Origin of the sequence: Pseudaquabacterium inlustre, from assembly GCF_038066595.1 — a bacterium.
Taxonomy (GTDB): Bacteria; Pseudomonadota; Gammaproteobacteria; order Burkholderiales; family Burkholderiaceae_C; genus Pseudaquabacterium; species Pseudaquabacterium inlustre.
This window is the reverse complement of sequence record NZ_JBBUTH010000008.1, coordinates 461763-479919: the sequence shown is the minus strand read 5'-3', so window position 1 is coordinate 479919 and position 18157 is coordinate 461763. Positions and strand designations below refer to the sequence as shown.

At 70.9% G+C, this 18157-nt stretch carries 19 protein-coding genes; 9 read left to right on the top strand and 10 right to left on the bottom strand.

Annotated features, from left to right (window positions below; genetic code table 11):
* Window positions 1-91: 91 nt before the first annotated feature.
* From AACH10_RS16630 to AACH10_RS16620, 3 genes are all read right to left on the bottom strand, one after another.
* Complete coding sequence (locus AACH10_RS16630) at window positions 92-2131, bottom strand: hypothetical protein (RefSeq protein WP_341411574.1); 2040 nt, start codon at window positions 2129-2131, stop codon at window positions 92-94.
* A gap of 162 nt (window positions 2132-2293) precedes the next feature.
* Window positions 2294-2608 carry an EthD family reductase gene (locus AACH10_RS16625; protein WP_341411573.1) on the bottom strand — a complete coding sequence of 105 codons (315 nt, stop codon included), beginning with the start codon at window positions 2606-2608 and terminating at the stop codon, window positions 2294-2296.
* Window positions 2609-2731: 123 nt separating this feature from the next.
* Window positions 2732-3337, bottom strand: coding sequence for a thymidine kinase (locus AACH10_RS16620; RefSeq protein ID WP_341411572.1), 606 nt, complete (start codon window positions 3335-3337; stop codon window positions 2732-2734).
* Window positions 3338-3463: 126 nt separating this feature from the next.
* On the opposite strand from AACH10_RS16620, the gene AACH10_RS16615 reads away from it, so the two are divergent.
* The 6 genes from AACH10_RS16615 (at window position 3464) to AACH10_RS16590 (ending at window position 7785) form a co-directional block, all read left to right on the top strand.
* On the top strand, window positions 3464-4627 hold the full coding sequence (locus AACH10_RS16615) for a PEP-CTERM sorting domain-containing protein (RefSeq protein ID WP_341411571.1): 1164 nt from the start codon (window positions 3464-3466) through the stop codon (window positions 4625-4627).
* 75 nt (window positions 4628-4702) lie between these two features.
* Window positions 4703-5503, top strand: a complete 801-nt coding sequence (locus AACH10_RS16610) for a gamma-glutamyl-gamma-aminobutyrate hydrolase family protein (protein WP_341411570.1) — start codon at window positions 4703-4705, stop codon at window positions 5501-5503.
* Between the two features lie 29 nt (window positions 5504-5532).
* Complete coding sequence (locus AACH10_RS16605; protein WP_341411569.1) at window positions 5533-6747, top strand: M20 aminoacylase family protein; 1215 nt, start codon at window positions 5533-5535, stop codon at window positions 6745-6747.
* A gap of 129 nt (window positions 6748-6876) precedes the next feature.
* Window positions 6877-7071 (top strand): hypothetical protein, encoded by a 195-nt coding sequence (locus AACH10_RS16600; protein WP_341411568.1) that lies wholly within the window; start codon window positions 6877-6879, stop codon window positions 7069-7071.
* Window positions 7072-7219: 148 nt separating this feature from the next.
* A complete protein-coding gene (locus AACH10_RS16595) occupies window positions 7220-7498 on the top strand; it encodes a DUF427 domain-containing protein (RefSeq protein ID WP_341411567.1) in 279 nt (92 codons plus the stop codon).
* Complete coding sequence (locus tag AACH10_RS16590; RefSeq protein ID WP_341411566.1) at window positions 7495-7785, top strand: hypothetical protein; 291 nt, start codon at window positions 7495-7497, stop codon at window positions 7783-7785. Before AACH10_RS16595 ends, AACH10_RS16590 begins: the two co-directional genes overlap by 4 nt.
* A 52-nt stretch (window positions 7786-7837) precedes the next feature.
* Here the strand turns inward: AACH10_RS16590 and AACH10_RS16585 are convergent, their stop codons facing one another.
* Complete coding sequence (locus AACH10_RS16585) at window positions 7838-8758, bottom strand: LysR family transcriptional regulator (protein ID WP_341411565.1); 921 nt, start codon at window positions 8756-8758, stop codon at window positions 7838-7840.
* A gap of 118 nt (window positions 8759-8876) precedes the next feature.
* On the opposite strand from AACH10_RS16585, the gene AACH10_RS16580 reads away from it, so the two are divergent.
* Together AACH10_RS16580 and AACH10_RS16575 are read left to right on the top strand one after the other, a co-directional pair.
* On the top strand, window positions 8877-9101 hold the full coding sequence (locus tag AACH10_RS16580; protein ID WP_341411564.1) for a hypothetical protein: 225 nt from the start codon (window positions 8877-8879) through the stop codon (window positions 9099-9101).
* Between the two features lie 54 nt (window positions 9102-9155).
* Window positions 9156-9557 (top strand): tautomerase family protein, encoded by a 402-nt coding sequence (locus tag AACH10_RS16575; RefSeq protein ID WP_341411563.1) that lies wholly within the window; start codon window positions 9156-9158, stop codon window positions 9555-9557.
* A gap of 13 nt (window positions 9558-9570) precedes the next feature.
* Here AACH10_RS16575 and AACH10_RS16570 read toward each other — a convergent pair whose 3' ends face one another.
* Entirely contained in the window at window positions 9571-9939 is a 369-nt protein-coding gene (locus AACH10_RS16570; RefSeq protein ID WP_423228621.1) for a nucleotide pyrophosphohydrolase, read from the bottom strand.
* Window positions 9940-10061: 122 nt separating this feature from the next.
* Here AACH10_RS16570 and AACH10_RS16565 point away from each other — a divergent pair, with 122 nt between their 5' ends.
* On the top strand, window positions 10062-10406 hold the full coding sequence (locus tag AACH10_RS16565) for a thioredoxin family protein (RefSeq protein ID WP_341411562.1): 345 nt from the start codon (window positions 10062-10064) through the stop codon (window positions 10404-10406).
* 21 nt (window positions 10407-10427) lie between these two features.
* Here the strand turns inward: AACH10_RS16565 and AACH10_RS16560 are convergent, their stop codons facing one another.
* The 5 genes from AACH10_RS16560 to dnaN form a co-directional block, all read right to left on the bottom strand.
* Window positions 10428-12665, bottom strand: coding sequence for a TonB-dependent receptor plug domain-containing protein (locus AACH10_RS16560; RefSeq protein ID WP_341411561.1), 2238 nt, complete (start codon window positions 12663-12665; stop codon window positions 10428-10430).
* Window positions 12666-12890: 225 nt separating this feature from the next.
* Entirely contained in the window at window positions 12891-13883 is a 993-nt protein-coding gene (locus AACH10_RS16555) for an HNH endonuclease (RefSeq protein ID WP_341411560.1), read from the bottom strand.
* 6 nt (window positions 13884-13889) lie between these two features.
* Window positions 13890-14318: a ScoMcrA-related endonuclease gene (locus tag AACH10_RS16550; RefSeq protein ID WP_341411559.1), complete on the bottom strand. Its 429-nt coding sequence runs from the start codon at window positions 14316-14318 to the stop codon at window positions 13890-13892.
* 75 nt (window positions 14319-14393) lie between these two features.
* Window positions 14394-16901: a DNA topoisomerase (ATP-hydrolyzing) subunit B gene (gene gyrB, locus AACH10_RS16545; RefSeq protein ID WP_341411558.1), complete on the bottom strand. Its 2508-nt coding sequence runs from the start codon at window positions 16899-16901 to the stop codon at window positions 14394-14396.
* A gap of 118 nt (window positions 16902-17019) precedes the next feature.
* Window positions 17020-18126 carry a DNA polymerase III subunit beta gene (gene dnaN, locus AACH10_RS16540; protein WP_341411557.1) on the bottom strand — a complete coding sequence of 369 codons (1107 nt, stop codon included), beginning with the start codon at window positions 18124-18126 and terminating at the stop codon, window positions 17020-17022.
* Window positions 18127-18157 lie beyond the last annotated feature (31 nt).

The window sequence follows — 18157 nt, the reverse complement described above, 5'->3', positions numbered from 1 at the left end:
GTGGCGGCGCGCCGGTCCGCTAGCGTAGCCGGGATTGGCGGCGGTGCCGTCGTGCCCTGCTGCTGCGGGTTGACGCGCCCTGAGCGGGCGATCAGGCCGGCGGTGCCAGCATCAGCGCCGGCATCAGGCGCGCCACCTGCTGCACATCCACCCGCGGCCGCTCGGCCGCGCGCGCCGCCAGCGCGGCCACCTCGCTGACCTCGATGCGGCCCACCAGGCCGGACAGGTCGGACAGCCGCAGACCCTGGCCCACCAGCCAGTCGATGCAGGTGTCGCGCAGCATGCCCAGATCCAGCGCGGCACCGACGGGCAGGCCGGCATCCACGGCGGCGCAGGCCAGCTGCACCTTCAGGTCGGCTTCGGCCAGCGGCTGGCCGGCGGCATCGGCCAGCAGCGGCGCATCGGCCATGGCCGCGAATCGCTCGGCACCGGCCTGCAGCGCGTGCTGCAGCCACTCGGGCAGCGGCAGGGCCCGTGCATGGGCACCGCCCACACGCAGCGTGGCGGACGGCGCGTCCAGGTCGGCGGTGGTCAGCGATTGCAGTTCGGCCAGCGTCAAGCCCATCAGCGCCAGTGCGGCGGCATCGCGCACCGGCCCGCGTGTGGCGGCCAGCAGGGCCGCCGCCTCAGGCTGGCTGAGCAGCTGGCGCGCCGGTGCGGCCAGCGCCGCGGTGGCCGCCGGCATCGATGCCGCGGCCAGCGTTGGTGCGGCGGGTGCCGGGGCGGCACCCAGCATCGGATGGACCGCTTGCCCGGACTGTGCGCCCCACATCGGCGGAATCACCACCGTCGTGTGGCCCGCCGCCGGGACGGCCGGCGTGGGCGGCGGGCGGTTGAACACCTCCACCAGGGCCATCGTCAGCAAGGCCAGCAGCAGCGAGCCGCCCAGCACGCGCCAGGTATCGCTGCCATGCTGCGGCTCGAACGGCGCGGTGGGCAGCACCGCCGCCTCCAGCACCGCCACGCCCGGCACGCGCCGGCGCTGGTCGGCCTCGAGCCGGGTGACGCGTTCGAGCAGTTCGCGCCGCGCCTTGTCCACCTGCGCCAGGTCGTCTTCGAGCACCTTGGCCTGGGCATAGCGCGCCGAGGCGCCGTGCAGGGCCGGGCGGCTGCCCGCCAGATCCTGCTTGAGCCGCGCCACGTTGGCATGCGCCGTGGCCAGTTCCTCGCGCGCCAGCTGCAGCGCGGCCTCCTGGCTCTCACCGCGCTGCTGCGTGGCCTGGCGTTCCAGTTCCGCCAGGCGCGCGCGCAGGGCCCGCGCGCGTGGATCCATGGCCATGAATTCGGGGGTGTAGACGCGCTCCATGTCGCGCAGTTCTTCGCGCGTCTGGCTGGCCCGGGACTCGATACCGGCCAGCGTCGGGTTGTCGCGCGACTGGGTCACGCCGCGGCCGGCGGCGGCGCTGTCCTGCAGCGCACGCAGGCGGGCCTCGGCGGCGGCCTCCTTCTCGGCCGCGGTGTTCAGCGCGGTGTTGATGCCGCGGCTGCGCGACACGGCCTCGCTCTCGTCACGCTCGGCCTGAACGCCGGCCTCGCGCCGGAAGGTCTCGAGCCGCACACGCGCCTGGCCAGCAGCGGTGTCCAGACGTGCCAGCTCGGCTTTGGCGCCGGCCAGCTGGCCATCGGCGGCCTGCTGCTGTCGGCCGGTGAGTTCACGCCGCAAGGCCTCGGGCAAGGCGTTGAGCGCCGCCGCCAGCAGGGCCGGCGTCTCGCCGACAGCCTCCACACGCACCACATCGCCGCCGCCCTCGTTGCGTGCTTGCAGCAACTGCTGCAGCAGCGTGGCGGCATCGTCGGCATTGGCGGGCAGGGCGAAGCCCGCCTCGGCGACGGTGCGCGCCACCTGTTGCAGCACGGGCCGGCTGGTGATCAGCGGCAGGGTATCGACCATGGCCGCCGAGGCGGCGGCGCCTGGCCGGCCGGCATCGGGCACCGACAGCTGCAGCAGCGTGCCGGCGCGGAAGCGGTCGGGGCGGGCGTAGTTCCAGGCCTGGCCGACGGCAAAGGCCAGCACGGCCACGCCACCGAACACCGCGAGCCGGCGGCGGTTGCCGCGCCGCGCCTGGCCGACCGCCAGCGCAGCGGCCATCGCCTGCGCCATGCCCGCATCGGGCCCAGGCAAGCGGGGCATGGCCCCATCCGACGACAGCACTTCCATATCGCACGTCCCACCGGCAGCAAGGGCCGGTCAAGGCGCCGGATTATGGGTGGCCAAGCGATCGGGAAGGTGTCGGCGGCCGAGTGGCCAGACCGCCAGCCGTGGGGGGCGTGCGGTTTTGCACTCGCCCGGGCGTCAACCCACCTTGATCTCGCTGATCTGCAGCGTGGGCTGGGCGTTGGTGTAGTTGGGGATGTCGCCCAGGATCTCGGCGGCGTGCGGGCCGAAGCCGGCCTGGAAGGCCTCGACCGAGGTGCAGATCAGCGCACCGATGGCCACATAGGGCGCCGGCTGGCCGGGGGCGCCGCCGGCCAGGCCAGCATCCACCGTGAAGCCAGTGCAGGCCGCGCCGATGCGCGCCTTCACCATCGGCATGTGCTTCTCGACGTAGTAGGCCATGTCGAAGCGGGTGTCGGGCGTGTTGGGGTAGAGGATGTGGACCTTGATCATCGGGCGCTCCTGCATTTGGCGGGGGATGGGTGGACCCGCGTTATCGCACGCAGGCGGCGCCCGGCACAGTGGGGGCAAGCCCGGTGCCCCAGCCGGTCTGTGCCAGCGCGCGACAGCCGGTGATCAGCCGAACAGCCCCGGCGCCACGTCGCCCAGGCTCTCGTCGGCGTAGAAGCAGGCCGGGCACACGGCGCGGTAGCGCTCGTTGCCGCCGATCTCGACCTGCGCGCCCTCCTTCACGCGCCGGCCTTGGGCGTCGATGCGCATGTTCATCGTGGCCTTGCGGGCGCAGGCGCAGATGCTCTTCATCTCCTCCACCTCGTCGGCCAGCGTCAGCAGCGCGGCGCTGCCGGGGAAGGCCTCGCCGCGGAAGTCGCTGCGCAGGCCCCAGCAGATCACCGGCACATGGTCCACATGCGCCATGCGGTGCAGCTGGCGCACCTGCTCGGGCGTGAGGAACTGCGCCTCGTCGATCAGCAGGCAGGCCAGGTGGCCGCCGGCGGTCTCGTGCAGGCGCGCGGCCTGGAACTCGGTGTCGGCGCCGAAGGTGGCGGCCTCACGCGTGAGGCCCAGGCGCGAGCCGATGCGGCCCACCGCCACGCGGTCGTCGTGCGCCGCGGTGAACAGCAGCACGCGCATGCCGCGTTCCTCGTAGTTGTGCGCCACCTGCAGCAAGGCGGTGGACTTGCCGGCGTTCATGGCCGCGTAGCGGAAGTAGAGCTTGCTCACGGGCGCGATTGTCGGCGGGCGCCGGCCGGCCGCGCCATTTGATCCAGCGCAGGCCGCGCTCGACGGCCGCACGGTGACGGCGCAGCATCCGTTGCCTGTGCACTGCACCCTGGGGAGGGTTGTTCCATGTCCATGCATCGCATGCTGGCCGGCCTGGCGCTGGCCGCCGGCCTGGTGGCGGCCGGCGCTTCGGCCCGGGCGGCCACGCTGCCGCGCTTCACGGCCATCGACCTCGGGCCCGGCACCACCGCCACCGCGCTGAACGCCAGCGGGCAGGTGACGGGTGCCGTGATCGTGGACGGGACGGACCGCGCCTTCGTCACCGGGGCCGATGGCGTCGGCCTGAGCCTGCTGCCCACGCTGGGCGGGCCCCGCAGCTGGGGCACCGCCATCAACGACCGCGGCCAGGTGGTGGGCGATTCCTTCCTGTCGGACGACATGCGAACGGGGCTCAGGCACGCCTTCGTCACCGGCGCCAACGGGCAGGGCATCACCGACCTGGGCACGCTGGGCGGCATCTGGGCCTACTGCAACGGCTGCAGCCGGGCCACCGGCATCAACAACGATGGCGTGGTGGTCGGCGAAGCGGCCGACCCGGCGCACAACCCGCGCATCTTCGTCGCCGAACCGGCCGACTACACCGTGCTGCGCACGATCACGCTCGGCAACGGCACGCTCTACGGCGGCCCGATCAACAACCAGGGCTGGATCGCCGGCACCGTGAACCTTGGCGGCGACTACACGCCGCTGCTGATCCGCGCCGATGGCGGCAGTTCGATCCCGCTGGCCCACGACACCGAACTGCGCCAGCCCGCCATGATGGGCATCAACGATGCCGGCCAGGTGGTGGGTGACTACTTCTTCACCAGCTGGCAGCGCGATGCCTTCGTCACCGATGCCGGTGGCAGCAACCTCCGGCGCCTGCGCGATGTCGGCGCCAACGGCAGCACCGCCAACGACATCAACAACGCCGGCTGGGTGGTGGGTGTCAGTTACCCGGATACCGGCATCGGCCGCCGCGCCTTCCTGGCCGCCGCCAACGGCAGCGTGGTGGTGGACCTGAACACGCTGGTCAGCCTGCCCGACGGCATGGTGCTGAACGTGGCCACGGCCATCAACGAGCAGGGGCAGATCGTCGCCAACAGCGATCTGGGCCACGCCTGGCTGCTGACCCCCGAGACCCTGGACGGCAGCCTGCCCGCGCCGCCGCCGGTGCCCGAGCCCGCCACCTGGGCGCTGTGGCTGGCCGGGCTGGCGCTGCCGCTGCTGCGCAGGTGGCGCCGGCATTGATGCAGCGCCGGCCAGTTCTATAGTCGGCAGCTCATGCCCGGGCCAGCCGCCCGGGCCCAAGGAGCGCGCCCGACGATGAGTTCCCACCCGCTGCGCATCGGCATCTCCACCCGCCTGATGCACCAGGTGCCCGCCGAGCTGGGCTTTCGCGGCAAGACGCTGCAGTACCTGGAGCAGAGCTTCGCGCACTGGATCATGGCCCACGGCGCGCTGGCACTGATGGTGCCCACGCTCGGCCACGACGCCGAGGTGGCACGTCGGCGCGTGCACCTGAAGGGCTATGTCGACCTGCTCGACGGCCTGATGCTGCAGGGCGGCGCCGATGTCTGCCCCACGATGTACGGCCAGCAGCCGCTGCGCCCCGAGTGGGGCGGCGACATCGTGCGCGACCGCTACGAGATCGAGCTGATCGAGGCCTTCGTGGCCGCCGGCAAGCCGGTGTTCGGCATCTGCCGCGGCCACCAGCTGATCAACGTCGCCTTCGGCGGCAGCCTGCTGCAAGACATCGTCACGCAGCGCCCTGGCACGCGGCCCCATGTCGACCGCGCGGCCTACGACGAGTGGCACCACGCCATCACCTTCGAGCCCGGCTCGCGCCTGGCCGCGCTGTATGCCGGCACGCCGCCGCGGCCGCTGGTCAACAGCATCCACCACCAGGCGGTGGACCGACTGGGCGAGGGCCTGGTGGTGGAGGCGCGCGATGCCGACGACGGCACGGTGGAGGCCATCCGCCACACCGGCGCCAGCTTCGTGGTGGGCGTGCAGTGGCACCCCGAGTTCCACTGGCGCCGCAGCGACCGGCTGGATGCCGAGCCGCTGCTGGTCGATTTTCTGCACGCCGCCCGCGCCGCCCGGCGCGAGCACGCGCCCGCCTGACGCTCCGTCACCCCCTCGAAAGGCCGCCGATGAACGCCCCCACGCCGCTGCCCGCCCTCGACGAGATCCGCGCCCACGAGGCCGAGGCCATCGCCATCCGCCAGCAGATCCACGCCAACCCCGAGCTGGGCTTCGAGGAGTTCGCCACCTGCGACCTGGTGGCCGAGCGGCTGGCGCGCTGGGGCTATGCCGTGCACCGCGGCCTGGGCGGCACCGGCGTGGTGGGCACATTGAAGATGGGCAACGGCCCGCGCACGATTGGCCTGCGCGCCGACATGGACGCGCTGCCCATCGTCGAGACCAGCGGCCAGCCCTGGGCCAGCAAGGTGTTCGGCAAGATGCACGCCTGCGGCCACGACGGCCACACGGCCATGCTGCTGGCCGCCGCGCGCCACCTGGCGGCGCAGCGCGACAGCGGCGCGTTCGACGGCACGGTGCACCTGATCTTCCAGCCCGCCGAGGAGGGCCTGGGCGGCGCGCGCAAGATGCTGGAAGACGGCTTCCTGACGCTCTTTCCCTGCGACTGGGTGTTCGCGCTGCACAACATGCCGGGACACCGCGCCGGGCAGTTCGGCTTTCGCGCCGGGCCGTTCATGGCCAGCAGCGATGTGGCCACCATCACCGTGCACGGCACCGGCGGCCACGGCGCGGTGCCGCAGAAGGCGGTGGATCCGGTGGTGGCCGCGGCCAGCATCGTGATGGCGCTGCAGACCGTGGTGGCGCGCAACGTGCCGCCGCTGGACATGGGCGTGGTCACGGTGGGCGCCATCCACGCCGGCGAGGCGCCCAACGTGATCCCGCAGACGGCCGAGCTGCGGCTGTCGATCCGCGCGCTGCGCCCCGACGTGCGTGAACTGCTGCAGCAGCGCGTGACCGAGATCGCCCAGACCCAGGCCGCCGTGTACGGCGCGCGCGCCGAGGTGCAGTACGAGTGCCGCTACCCGGTGCTGGTGAACGACGCCGAGGCCACGGCGTTCGCCCGCCAGGTGGCGATCGACTGGCTGGGCGAGGACGGCGTCATCGCCGACATGCAGCCGCTGACCGGCAGCGAGGACTTCGCCTTCTTCCTGCAGCAGGCCCGCGGCTGCTACCTGGTGGTGGGCAACGGCGAGGGCATGGGGCCGGGCGAGGGCGGCTGCATGGTGCACAACCCCGGCTACGACTTCAACGACCGCGTGTTGTCCACCGGCGCCAGCTACTGGGTGCGCCTGGTGCAGGCCTGGCTGAAGCCGGGCGCGGCCTGACCCCTGCCCGGCCGCACTGTCAACCGCGGGGATCGGCCGGACGTTGTATCGGACAAGCCGGGTGAAATCCTGGCCTGCTCAAGCGCGGCGCAACAGCCGTGCAGCCCGGATCACCACAGGACACCTTCCATGACCAAGAACCTCCTCATCGCCGCCCTGCTGTCCACCGCTGGCGCCGTGGCCTTCGCCCAGACGCCCGCCACCCCCGTGGCCAAGGACACCACCGCCGCCCCGGCCGTGGCCGCCAAAGCTGGCAAGAAGCACGCCAAGAAGCACAGCGCCAAGAAGGCTGCCAAGCCGGCCGCCGCTGCCGCCTCGAAGTAATTCGACGCCTGCTGGCACCCCGGCTTCGACGGGAGCCCGGGTGCAGCCCGAAGGCCGGCCTTTGCCGGCCTTTCGCATTTCCGGGTGGCCGCGGCATGCGGCGCGACAAGGCACACTGGCGGCCCCGCACCCCAACAAGGCCTGCGCCATGAAAGCAACCTGGAACGGCGTGGTGATCGCCGAGAGCGACGACACCGTGCTGGTGGAAGGCAACCACTACTTCCCCGAAGCCAGCCTCAAGCGCGAATACACCACCTTCAGCAACCACCGCAGCAGCTGCCCGTGGAAGGGCCAGGCGCGCTGGATGAGCCTGTTCGTCAACGGCGAGATGCTGCCCGACAGCGTGTGGTTCTACCCCGAGCCCAGCGATGCGGCGCACGAGATCGCCGGCCGCGTGGCCTTCGGCAAGGGCGTCACGGTGGCATGAAGCTGCGGCTGTCCGAGATCTTCCGGCGCAACCCCTACCGGCCCGTGCGGCCGCGGCAGCGGCTGGCCATCGTGGGCGTCACCCTGTTCACCGTGGTGATGCTGTTCTCGGGCCTGTTCGCGCCGCACTTGCGCTATCTGAAGTTCAAGATCGAGTCGCGCCACCCGCCGCTGCCGCCCTGCGCCCCCGGCCAGACCACCGGCTGCCTGGGCGGCACCCAGGGCGTGATGCTGATTCCGGCCACGCCCGCCACCCCCGCCACCCCCGCCGTCCCGGCCAGCCGCTGAGGCCCGCGCGATCGCGGACACGGTCGCGGCCACGGCCACGGCTGGGCCGGGGTCAATCCAGCGGCGGCACCCGCCCGGCCAGCCAGTCGGCCCAGTGCGCGATGCAGGCGCGCAGCTTGGGCAGGCGGTGGCGCTCCTGCAGCATCACCGCGTACAGCGGCACCGGCTCGCCCTGGGTGAAGCCGGGCAGCACCCGCACCAGGTGGCCCGCCGCCACCAGCGGCTCGGCCGCGATGTTGACGATGCGGCCGATGCCGGCCCCCGCGCGCACCAGCGACAGCACCACGGCCGTGCTGTCGGCGCGGGTGTGGCCGCGCGCCGTGTAGGTCTCGGTGCTGCGCTGGCGTGGGGCGCCGTCACCGGGCGTCATCGGCCACAGGTTCAGCGCCGGATGCACGCTGTTGCCCACCAGGCGATGCTGGTCGAGGGCCTGCGGCGTCTCGGGCAGTCCGTGGCGCCGCACATAGGCGGGCGCGGCGTACAGGCCGCGGCTGAGCATGCCGATCTGCCGCGCCACCAGCGTCTCGCTGGCCGGGCTGCCAGTGCGGATGGCGATGTCCACGCCCTCGCGCACCAGGTCGACCACGCGGTCGTCGGTGCTGATGTCCAGCTGCAGCTGCGGGTAGCGTGCGTGCAGTGACGGCAGGCTGGGTGCGATCACCGTCTCGGCGGTGATGGTGCTGACGCTCAGCCGCACCCAGCCGCTGGGCCCGGCCAGGCGGCCCGAGAGCGCGCTGTCGAGCTCGGCGCGCACATCCAGCAGCCGGCGTGCATGGGCCAGCACGGTGTCGCCCTCGTCGGTGAGGCTCAGGCCGTGGGTGTTGCGGTGCAGCAGGCGCACGCCGCAGCGTGCCTCCAGCCGCGCCAGCGCCCGGCTGACCTGACTGACCGGCCAGTCGCGCTCGCGCGCCGCGGCCGACAGCGTGCCCAGCTCCACGATGCGCAGGAACAGCGCGGCGTCGTCCAGATCCATGGCGGGCATTGTGGCTGGTGATGCAGCTTCTGCAAAACCGATTCACATTTCATGCGGTTTCCGGCCGGTTTGCCACTCCATAAAGTGCACAGCACCACCTCACTTGCTGGAGCCACACATGGACCCGCTGCTCACCGATCCCGCACTGCTCAACGCCCTGCACGACCAGGCCCGTGCCGAAGCCCGCCGCCTGCGCCGGGCGGCCGTGGGCGAACTGTGGCGCGCCGCCGATGCGGTGCTGGCCACGGCCGCCACGGCCAGCCAGCGCAGCGCCGCGCGCTGGCTGCACCGGCTGCAGCGCCACCGGTCGCTGCGCCAGACCCTGCCGCCAGCGGGCCTGTGAGCCCGCCCGACCCCGCCCGCTGCACCCTGCCCGCCAGACCCCGGACACCCCACCATGCCCCTGCTCACCCTGCGCATCGCCGCCGAACCCGACCGCCACCTGGCCGCCCGCGCTGCCGCGCTGCTGCAGCGCCTGACCGTCACCCACCTGGGCAAGCGGCCCGAGCTGATCGCCATCGCGGTGGACTTCATCGACCCGGCCACCTGGTTCGTGGCCGGCCGTGCGCTGGCCGACAGCGGCCTGCGCAGCTACCACCTGGCCATCACCATCACCGACGAGACCAACACCAAGGCCGAGAAGGCGCGCTTCATGGCCGCCACCCATGCCGCGCTGGGCGATGTGCTGGGCCCGCTGCACGAGGAGAGCTACATCCACGTGCACGATGTGCGTGCCGCGGCCTATGGCTACGGCGGCCGCACGCAGGAGTGGCGCGCCCACCACCCCGACGGCGCCTGACCCCGTGGCGGACTCAGCCCCCGGCCGCCGGCACCGGAAAACGCTGCGCGTTCAGCGCCATCTTGGCGCGCGCGGCCTGCACCGCGTCGATGCCCAGCTGGTCGGCCAGCTGCAGCAGGTACAGCAGCACATCGGCCACCTCCTGTGCCACCTCGGCGCGCTGGGCGGCGGGCAGCGCGCGGCTCTGCGCCTCGGTCAGCCACTGGAAGTGCTCCAGCAGCTCGGCCGCCTCCACGCTCAGCGCCATGGCCAGGTTCTTGGGCGCGTGGAAGGGCTGCCAGTGCCGCGCGGCGGCAAAGGCGCGCAGATCGGCCGTGAGGGCGGCCAGCGAATCCGGCGGCAGCGGGGCCGGCGGCTCGGGCTGGGCGGGCAGGGTGGGCAGGGTGGTCACTGGGATACCTTCAGGCTGCGCCTTCCGGTCGTCGCCCTTGGGGCGGCCCGGCGGGCTCTTGCACCAAGCCTAACGCGGCGGCGCGGGCCGGCCCGTCGCTTCACAATGCCGGCATGAGTGACGCTGCCCTGTACCTGAGCCCCACCGAGGCCCCCACCCGCGCCGAACTGGACGCCCTGGCCGGCCCGGTGCTGCTGGAGTTCGGCACCGACTGGTGCGGCCATTGCCGCGCCGCGCGGCCGGTGGTGGCTGCGGCGCTGCAGGCCCATCCCGGCGTGCGCCATGTGCGCGTGGAAGACGGCCCCGGCCGCGCGCTGGGCCGCGGCTTCGGCGTGAAGCTGTGGCCCACGCTGGTGTTCCTGCGCGACGGCCAGCCGCAGGCGCAGCTGGTGCGCCCGCGCGAGGCCGCGCCCGTCGCCTCGGCCCTGGCCCTCATCGACCCGGCCACGCCCGCTTGAGCCAGCGGGCACGCGCCTGCGTCAGAGCTTCAGGTCCAGCGACAGGTTGAACTGCGGCCGCGTGTAGCGCTCGGTGCGCGAGTAGTCGCCGCTGCCGTACAGCGTGGCGTTGGTGCCGTTGCTGGGGCCGAAGGGCTGCACGCCGGCACTGGTGGCCAGGCGCATCGACAGCCCCGGGCGGAACATCCACACCCCGAACAGGTCGATGCTGGTGGTGCGGCTGCGCTGCAGCGTCTGGTCCAGCGTGAGCTGGGTGTCGTAGGCCGGGTTCAGGCCCAGGCTGCCGCCCACCATCAGCGGCAGGCCGGCGATGCGCTGGTCGAAGCCCAGCGTGGCCGACCAGGGCTGCTGGCCGTCGAGCCGGTTGTCGGGCCCCGGCAGGGCGGCCACGCGCGAGCGGTAGAAGTTCAGCGAGCCGCGCAGGTTCAACGCCTTGGCCCCCACCGGGAACACCTGCGCCAGCGGCGGCAGCAGGTCGGACGCCCGGCCCTTGACCTCCAGCTCCACGCCGCTGGTGGTGGCCGACGAGAAGTTGACCGGCTGCGCCACATAGCGCGCCGCCGTGGCCCAGCTCACCGCCTGCGGGCCGGTGGTGACGGTGCGCACCACGTCCTTCAGCTGGCGGTGGAACACGCCCACGCTCCACAAGCCGCCGTTGGCCAGGTAGTGCTCGAAGGCGATGTCCAGGCCGGTGGCCAGCTCGGGCTTGAGCAGCGGATTGCCGATGCGGTCGGGCTGCAGCGCGGTGTTGGCCTGACTGGTGTCGAGGTAGTTGGAATTGATCGACGGCCGCGCCAGCAGCGAGCCCAGGTTGGGCGCCTTGTAGCTGCGCGTGAGGCTGGCGCGCACCATGTCGCGGCCCTTGGGGTCGAACTTGTAGGTCATGTGCGCCAGCGGCGACATCACCCGGCTGGTGTTGACCACCGCCGACGCCGCATCGGTGCCCCGGCTCTCGGTGCGGATGGCCTCGTGGCGCAGGCCCAGGTACAGCTGCCACTGCGGCGAGATCTCCCACTCGTCCTGCACGTAGAAAGCGGTGCGGCGCACGCGGGCGCTGAAGGGCTGGCCGTCGTAGGCCGGCAGCTGGGCCTGGCCGGCAGCATTGGTGGTCAGGCGCCATTCGTCGCGCTGGCGCGCCTCCAGATCCCAGCCGGTGGTGAGGCTGTGCGCCTCGCCCAGCAGCAGGTTGTACTTGCCGGCCTGGGTGAGGCCCTCGTCCACGCCGCCGCCCACCGAGTGCAGCTTCAGCGCGCCGGCATCGGTGAAGTTGCTGGCATCGAAGGTCCACTTCGACAGCTGCGCGCCGGCCTTCAGCTCGATGCGCTGCTCGGGCCGGAAGCGGTTGGCCCACACCAGGTTGGCGCGGCGGTTCTCCCAGCTGCCGTGCTGGGCCGTGTCGTCGTCGAACACCGGCAGGCCCGACACCGCCTGGTTGGCGTAGTCGCTGCGGTTGTTCCAGTAGCCCTTTTGCGCATAGCCCTGCAGCGACAGCGACTCGTCGTCGCTGAACTTCCAGTTCAGGCGCGGGCCCAGGTTGTAGCCCCAGCCCCACACCTCCTGCTGCGCCTGCTGGCGGCCCAGCGCGGGCAGGCCGTCGGTGCCGGCCATGCGCCGCTCGGTGGTGATGCGGTTCTCGCGGTGCCACTCGAACAGCGACACAGGCAACGACAGCGCGGCCGGACCCTTCGACTCACCCAGCGTCAGGTTGGCAAAGCCCATCGGGCGGTCGACGCCATCCACCAGGCCCACGCGCAGATCGCGCTGCGACTTGCGCGGCGCGTCCTTCAGGATGATGTTGATGGTGCCGGCAATGGCCTGCGCGCTTTGATCGGCCGTGGGCGCCCGCAGCACCTCGATGCGCTCGATCTGCGACGGGCTCAGCTGGTCGAGCGCGAAGCCCGGCGGCGCCGGATCGCCGTTGATCAGGATCTGCGTGTAGCCCGCGCCCAGCCCGCGCATGCGCGGCCCGTCGGAGCCCACGTTGACGCCCGGCAGCCGCCGCAGCACATCCAGCGCATTGGTGTCGCCGTGGCGGTCGATCTCTTCCCGGTCGTAGATCTGCTTGGCCACGCTGGCCGCACGCCGCAGCTCGGTGGCGCCCTGCCGCCCGGCGATCTCGACCCGCTGCACGCTGGTGGCCTCGCGCTGCGGCGCATCGGCACCGGCATCGGGGCCGGCCTGCTGGGCCTGCGCGACCAGCGGAAATGCCGCGGCGATGGCGCAGCACAGGGCCAGCGGGGCAAACGGCAGCCGACACACCCCAGGCGGCACGGGCACAACGCGTGAACGAACGACAGTGGACGATGAAGACGCCAAGCGAGCCTCCCAACTCAGACCCGGGCGACGTGCACAGGCGGGGGTGGATGCTGCCAGAACCGGCCGGGCACGTGGCGGGGATGGGATGAATGGCGGTTGGCGGGGGCCAGCCGCGGCGGTGGGCGATGGAGCGTCGCACTTCGGGCCCCATCCGGTCGCCACCAGACGTCAATCCGGCATCGGCGGTCGCCAGCCTGGATCGCGCAGCCGCGCCAGACGCCAGGCCAGCGCCGCCTCGCGTGGCCACATCGCGCGCTGCTCGGGCAACAGCAGGGCGCGGCCCTTCAGCCCCACCAGGCGCTGCAGATCCGGCACGCGGTCGTCAAGGGCTGCGCTGACGTGCCATCGCAGGTCCGGTCCTGGCGCGATGAGGTTGCGGTCCATGGCCCAGTGCATGTCGGGCGTCAGCGCGATGCCGTTGCGCGGATCGTCATCACCGGTCTCGGCGAACGGATGGATGTGGGCCGCCTCCACCATGGCCTCGCCACCCTCGAGCAGCACGCGGTGGCCGGTGGCGGCACAGCGGTAGTCGTACAGCTCGATGACCACGCGGCGGAAGGCCGGCGAGCGCACGTACTCCGGCACCGGCTCAGCCGCGGCCAGGGTCAGCCCTGTGCGGATTGCCCGTTCATAACGGGCGGCCGCCATGCCGCGCTGCGCCATGCGACCCAGTTCCTGCAGGCCACGGTCGAACCAGCGCTCGGCCAGCCACTGCGCCAGCGCCTGTGCCGCCTCTGCCTGCTGCACCAGCGCGAACAAGGCGTCATCCAGGCGGGCACCGGCGAAGTTGCGAACGATGTCGCCGTCGCTGCGCGCCGAAGCGAGTGCCTGCGCTGCCTGCTCGCGGCCGGGCAGCGGCACCAGATGCCAGAAGCTCTCACCGCCGCGCCGCAGGGCACCCTTCAGGTGGAAGAACGGGAAGTGCGGATTGGCGTGATCGCCCTCGCGCCGCACCGCGTCGAAATAGCGACGGTAGCGCTCCAGCAGCGGCGGCGCATAGCGGATCAGGTTCTCGGTCAGTCCGCCGGCCATCGCCAGGTCCAGCACCGCGAGCAGCATGCACACCTTGTGCGGGCTGGCGCGGCCGTCGCGCACATTCACATTCAGCCGGGACAGTCGCTCGCGGTAGTCCGCCAGGTTGTCGGGGTGCGGGACGGACATGCCACCTCAGCCAAAGCTGGCCCGGAAACTCACCGCATCCAGCAGGCAGTGCTGCTCGATCGGTCCGGCCAGTTCGAACATGCGTGGTGCAGCACGGAAGTCGAACAACCGGTACAGGCGGAAGCGGTCACCGTGGTCCCGCGCGAATCGCACCTCGAATCCCAGGCTGGCCAGGCAGCGAACCACCGTGGCCGCGCCGCCCGAAAACTCGGACGCCCGCAGCGGCCCCTCGGCCGGAAACTGCACCCCGAGCGCCACACCCGCGATGGCCTTCGAATCGGCCCATTGCCCACTGTGCGGATCACGCACCACATAGCCGCTGGCGCGGCCGAACCCGTACTTGGCAAGAAAGGCCTGCTGACCCAAACGCCGGTACTCGTCGAGCACGGCCTGGACGGCGGCCGGATCGGTCAGGTCGGCGAGACGGCGTGTCATTGCTGGGATGGCAGCCGGCGTTCGATGTGATCCATGAGCCTTGACGAAGGACGCGTATTAAACGCGTTAGGAATCTTACACGTCGATATTCGCCGCCCTCAGCGCATTCGTCTCGATGAAATCGCGGCGCGGTTCCACCTCGTCGCCCATCAGCATCGTGAACACACGGTCGGCTTCGATGGCGTCTTCGATCTGCACACGCAGCAGGCGGCGCACGGTGGGGTCCATGGTGGTGTCCCACAGCTGCTCGGCGTTCATCTCGCCCAGGCCCTTGTAGCGCTGGCGGCCCACGGCGCTTTCGGCCTGGGCCAGCAGCCAGGCCATCGCGGCGCGGAAGTCGGCAGCCTTGTGCTCCTTCATCTTCTCGCCCTCGCCGCGGCGCACCACGGCGTCGGCGCCCAGCAGGCCCTTGAAGGTGACGCCGGCTTCCTTCAGCGCGCCGTAGTCGGCGCCATGCACGAAGTCCTGCGTGATGACGCTGGCCTTCACGTTGCCGTGGTGGCGGCGGCTGATGCGCAGCAGGTGCTTGTCGGTGCGGGCATCGAACTGCGATTCCACCGTGGCGTCGTTCAACGCGGTCTGCAGGGCCACGGCGCTGGCCTCGGCCTTGGCGGCGTCGTCCAGGTCCAGTTCCAGGCCGTTGGCGATGGCGCGCAGCGCGTCCAGGTCCATCCAGTTGTTCAGGCGCTCGATCACCTGGTTGGCCACGGCGTACTTGCGGGCCAGTTCCTGCAGGGTGTCGCCGCTCAGCGCGGGGCGGCTGCCAGTGGGGCCGTCGGGCCACACCGAAGCGCCATCCAGCGCCACCTTCAGCAGGAAGCTGTCCAGCTCGTGGCCGTCCTTCAGGTACTGCTCGTGCTTGCCCACCTTCACCTTGTACAGCGGCGGCTGGGCGATGTAGATGTGGCCGCGCTCCACCAGCTCGGGCATCTGGCGGTAGAAGAACGTGAGCAGCAGCGTGCGGATGTGCGCACCGTCCACGTCGGCGTCGGTCATCAGGATGATGCGGTGGTAGCGCAGCTTGTCGATGTTGAATTCTTCGGCGCCGATGCTGGTGCCCAGCGCCGTGATCAGCGTGACGATCGAGTCGCTGCTCAGCAGCTTTTCGTAGCGCGCCTTCTCCACGTTCAGGATCTTGCCGCGCAGCGGCAGGATCGCCTGGAACTTGCGGTCGCGGCCCTGCTTGGCGCTGCCGCCGGCGGAGTCGCCCTCCACGATGTAGATCTCGCACAGCGCGGGATCCTTCTCCTGGCAGTCGGCCAGCTTGCCGGGCAGGCCCAGGCCGTCCATCACGCCCTTGCGGCGCGTCATCTCGCGGGCCTTGCGCGCGGCCTCGCGGGCGCGGGCGGCCTCGACGATCTTGCCGCAGATGATCTTGGCGTCGAGCGGGTTCTCCAGCAGCCAGTCGGTCAGCAGCTTGCTGACGATCTCTTCCACCGGGCCGCGCACCTCGCTGGACACCAGCTTGTCCTTGGTCTGGCTGGAGAACTTGGGCTCGGGCACCTTGACGCTGACCACGCAGGCCAAGCCTTCGCGCATGTCGTCACCGCTGATCTCGACCTTGGCCTTCTTGGCCAGCTCGTTGTCGTCGATGTACTTGTTGATCACGCGGGTCATCGCCGCACGCAGGCCGGTGAGGTGGGTGCCACCGTCGCGCTGCGGGATGTTGTTGGTGAAGCACAGCACGCTCTCGCTGAAGCCATCGTTCCACTGCATGGCCACCTCGACACCGATGTTGGTGTTCTGGTCGCTGATCTTGTCGCCCAGGGCGTGGAAGATGTTCGGGTGCAGGGTCTTCTTGCCCTGGTTGATGAACTCGACAAAGCCCTTCACGCCGCCGGCGTAGGCGAAGTTGTCTTCCTTGGCGTTGCGCTCGTCGACCAGGCGGATCTTCACGCCGTTGTTCAGGAACGAGAGCTCGCGCAGGCGCTTGGCCAGGATGTCGTAGTGGAAGTCGTTGTTCTGCTGGAAGATCTCGGTGTCGGGCAGAAAGTGCACCTCGGTGCCGCGCTTCTCGGTCTCGCCGACGATCTTCAGCGGCCGCACTTCGAAGCCATCGCGCACTTCGGTGGGCATGTCCTGCGGAATGCCGCGGGCGAACTCGATCTGGTGCACCTTGCCTTCGCGGCGCACGGTCAGGCGCAGCCAGCGGCTCAGGCCGTTGACGCAGCTGACGCCCACGCCGTGCAGGCCACCCGAGACCTTGTAGCTGTTCTGGTTGAACTTGCCGCCGGCGTGCAGTTCGGTCAGCGCGATCTCGGCCGCACTGCGCTTGGGCTCGTGCTTGTCGTCCATCTTCACGCCGGTGGGGATGCCGCGGCCGTTGTCGATGACGCTGATCGAGTTGTCGGAGTGGATGGTGACGATGATGTCATCGCAGTGGCCGGCCAGCGCCTCGTCGATCGAGTTGTCCACCACCTCGAACACCAGGTGGTGCAGGCCGGTGCCGTCACTCGTGTCGCCGATGTACATGCCCGGGCGCTTGCGCACCGCCTCCAGGCCTTCCAGGATCTGGATGGCGTCCGAGCCATAGCCGCCGTCGGCGCCCGAGGCGGGTTGCTGGGGGGTGTTGCTGTCGCTCATCGCAAACCTTTTGGGCCGCTGAAGCGGCCCTCATCGAAACTCAAACTGGAGCCCCCGCCTGGCGGGGGCTGGGGGTGCAGAAACGCAGGGGCAGCATGCCCTTGCGGTTCTGACTGCGTCAGATCCGCATGGGCATGACGACGTACTTGAACCCCGGTTGCTCCGGCACCGTGATCAGCGCGCTGCTGTTGCCGTCCTGCAGTTCGACCTTCACCATGTCGGCGCCGATGTTGCCCAGCGCGTCCATCAGGTAGGTGACGTTGAAGCCGACCTCGATGGCATCGCCACCATAGTCGATCTCGAGCTCTTCCTTGGCCTCTTCCTGCTCGGCGTTGCTGCTGGCGATGCGCAGCGTGCCGGGGTCGAAGTTCAGACGCACGCCCTTGAACTTCTCGCTGGTCAGGATGGCGGCGCGCTGCAGGCTGGCCAGCAGCGGCGCACGGCCCAGCGTGACGCTGTTCTTGTGGTTCTTCGGGATCACGCGGTTGTAGTCGGGGAACTTGCCCTCAACCAGCTTGGTGACGAATTCCAACCCCGAGAACGCGAACTTGGCCTGGTTGGCCGCGAAGCGCATCTCGATGGGGGTGTCCTCGTCCTTGAGCAGGCGCTGCAGCTCCAGCACGGTCTTGCGCGGCAGGATCACCTCCTGCTTCGGGATCTCGGTCTCCAGCTCGGCCTGGGCCAGGCCCAGACGGTGGCCGTCGGTGGCCACCAACGTCAGCGTCTTGCCCTCGGCCACGAACAGGATGCCGTTGAGGTAGTAGCGGATGTCGTGCACCGCCATCGCGAAGTGCACCTGGTTGATCAGGCCCTTGAGCACCTTCTGCGGCACGCTGAACGCGGGGCCGAAGTCGGCCGACTCGTTGACCAGCGGGAAGTCTTCCGACGGCAGCGTCTGCAGCGTGAAGCGGCTCTTGCCGCCGGCCAGCGTCAGCTTGTTCTGCGCGGCGCTCAGCGTCACCACCTGGTCGCCGGGCAGCGAGCGCAGGATGTCGATCAGCTTGCGCGCGCCCACAGTGCTGCTCCAGGGGCCGGGATCGCCACCCAGCGTGGCGTTGGTGCGCACCTGGATCTCGAGGTCGCTGGTCGTGAACTCGATCGCCTCGCCGTTCTTGCGCATCAGCACGTTGGCCAGGATCGGCAGCGTGTGGCGGCGCTCGACGATGCCGGCCACGGCCTGCAGGGCCTCGAGCAGTGCGTGTTGCGGCGCTTTCAATACGATCATGTCTTCCTCTTTAAAGAACTGGTAGTTCTTA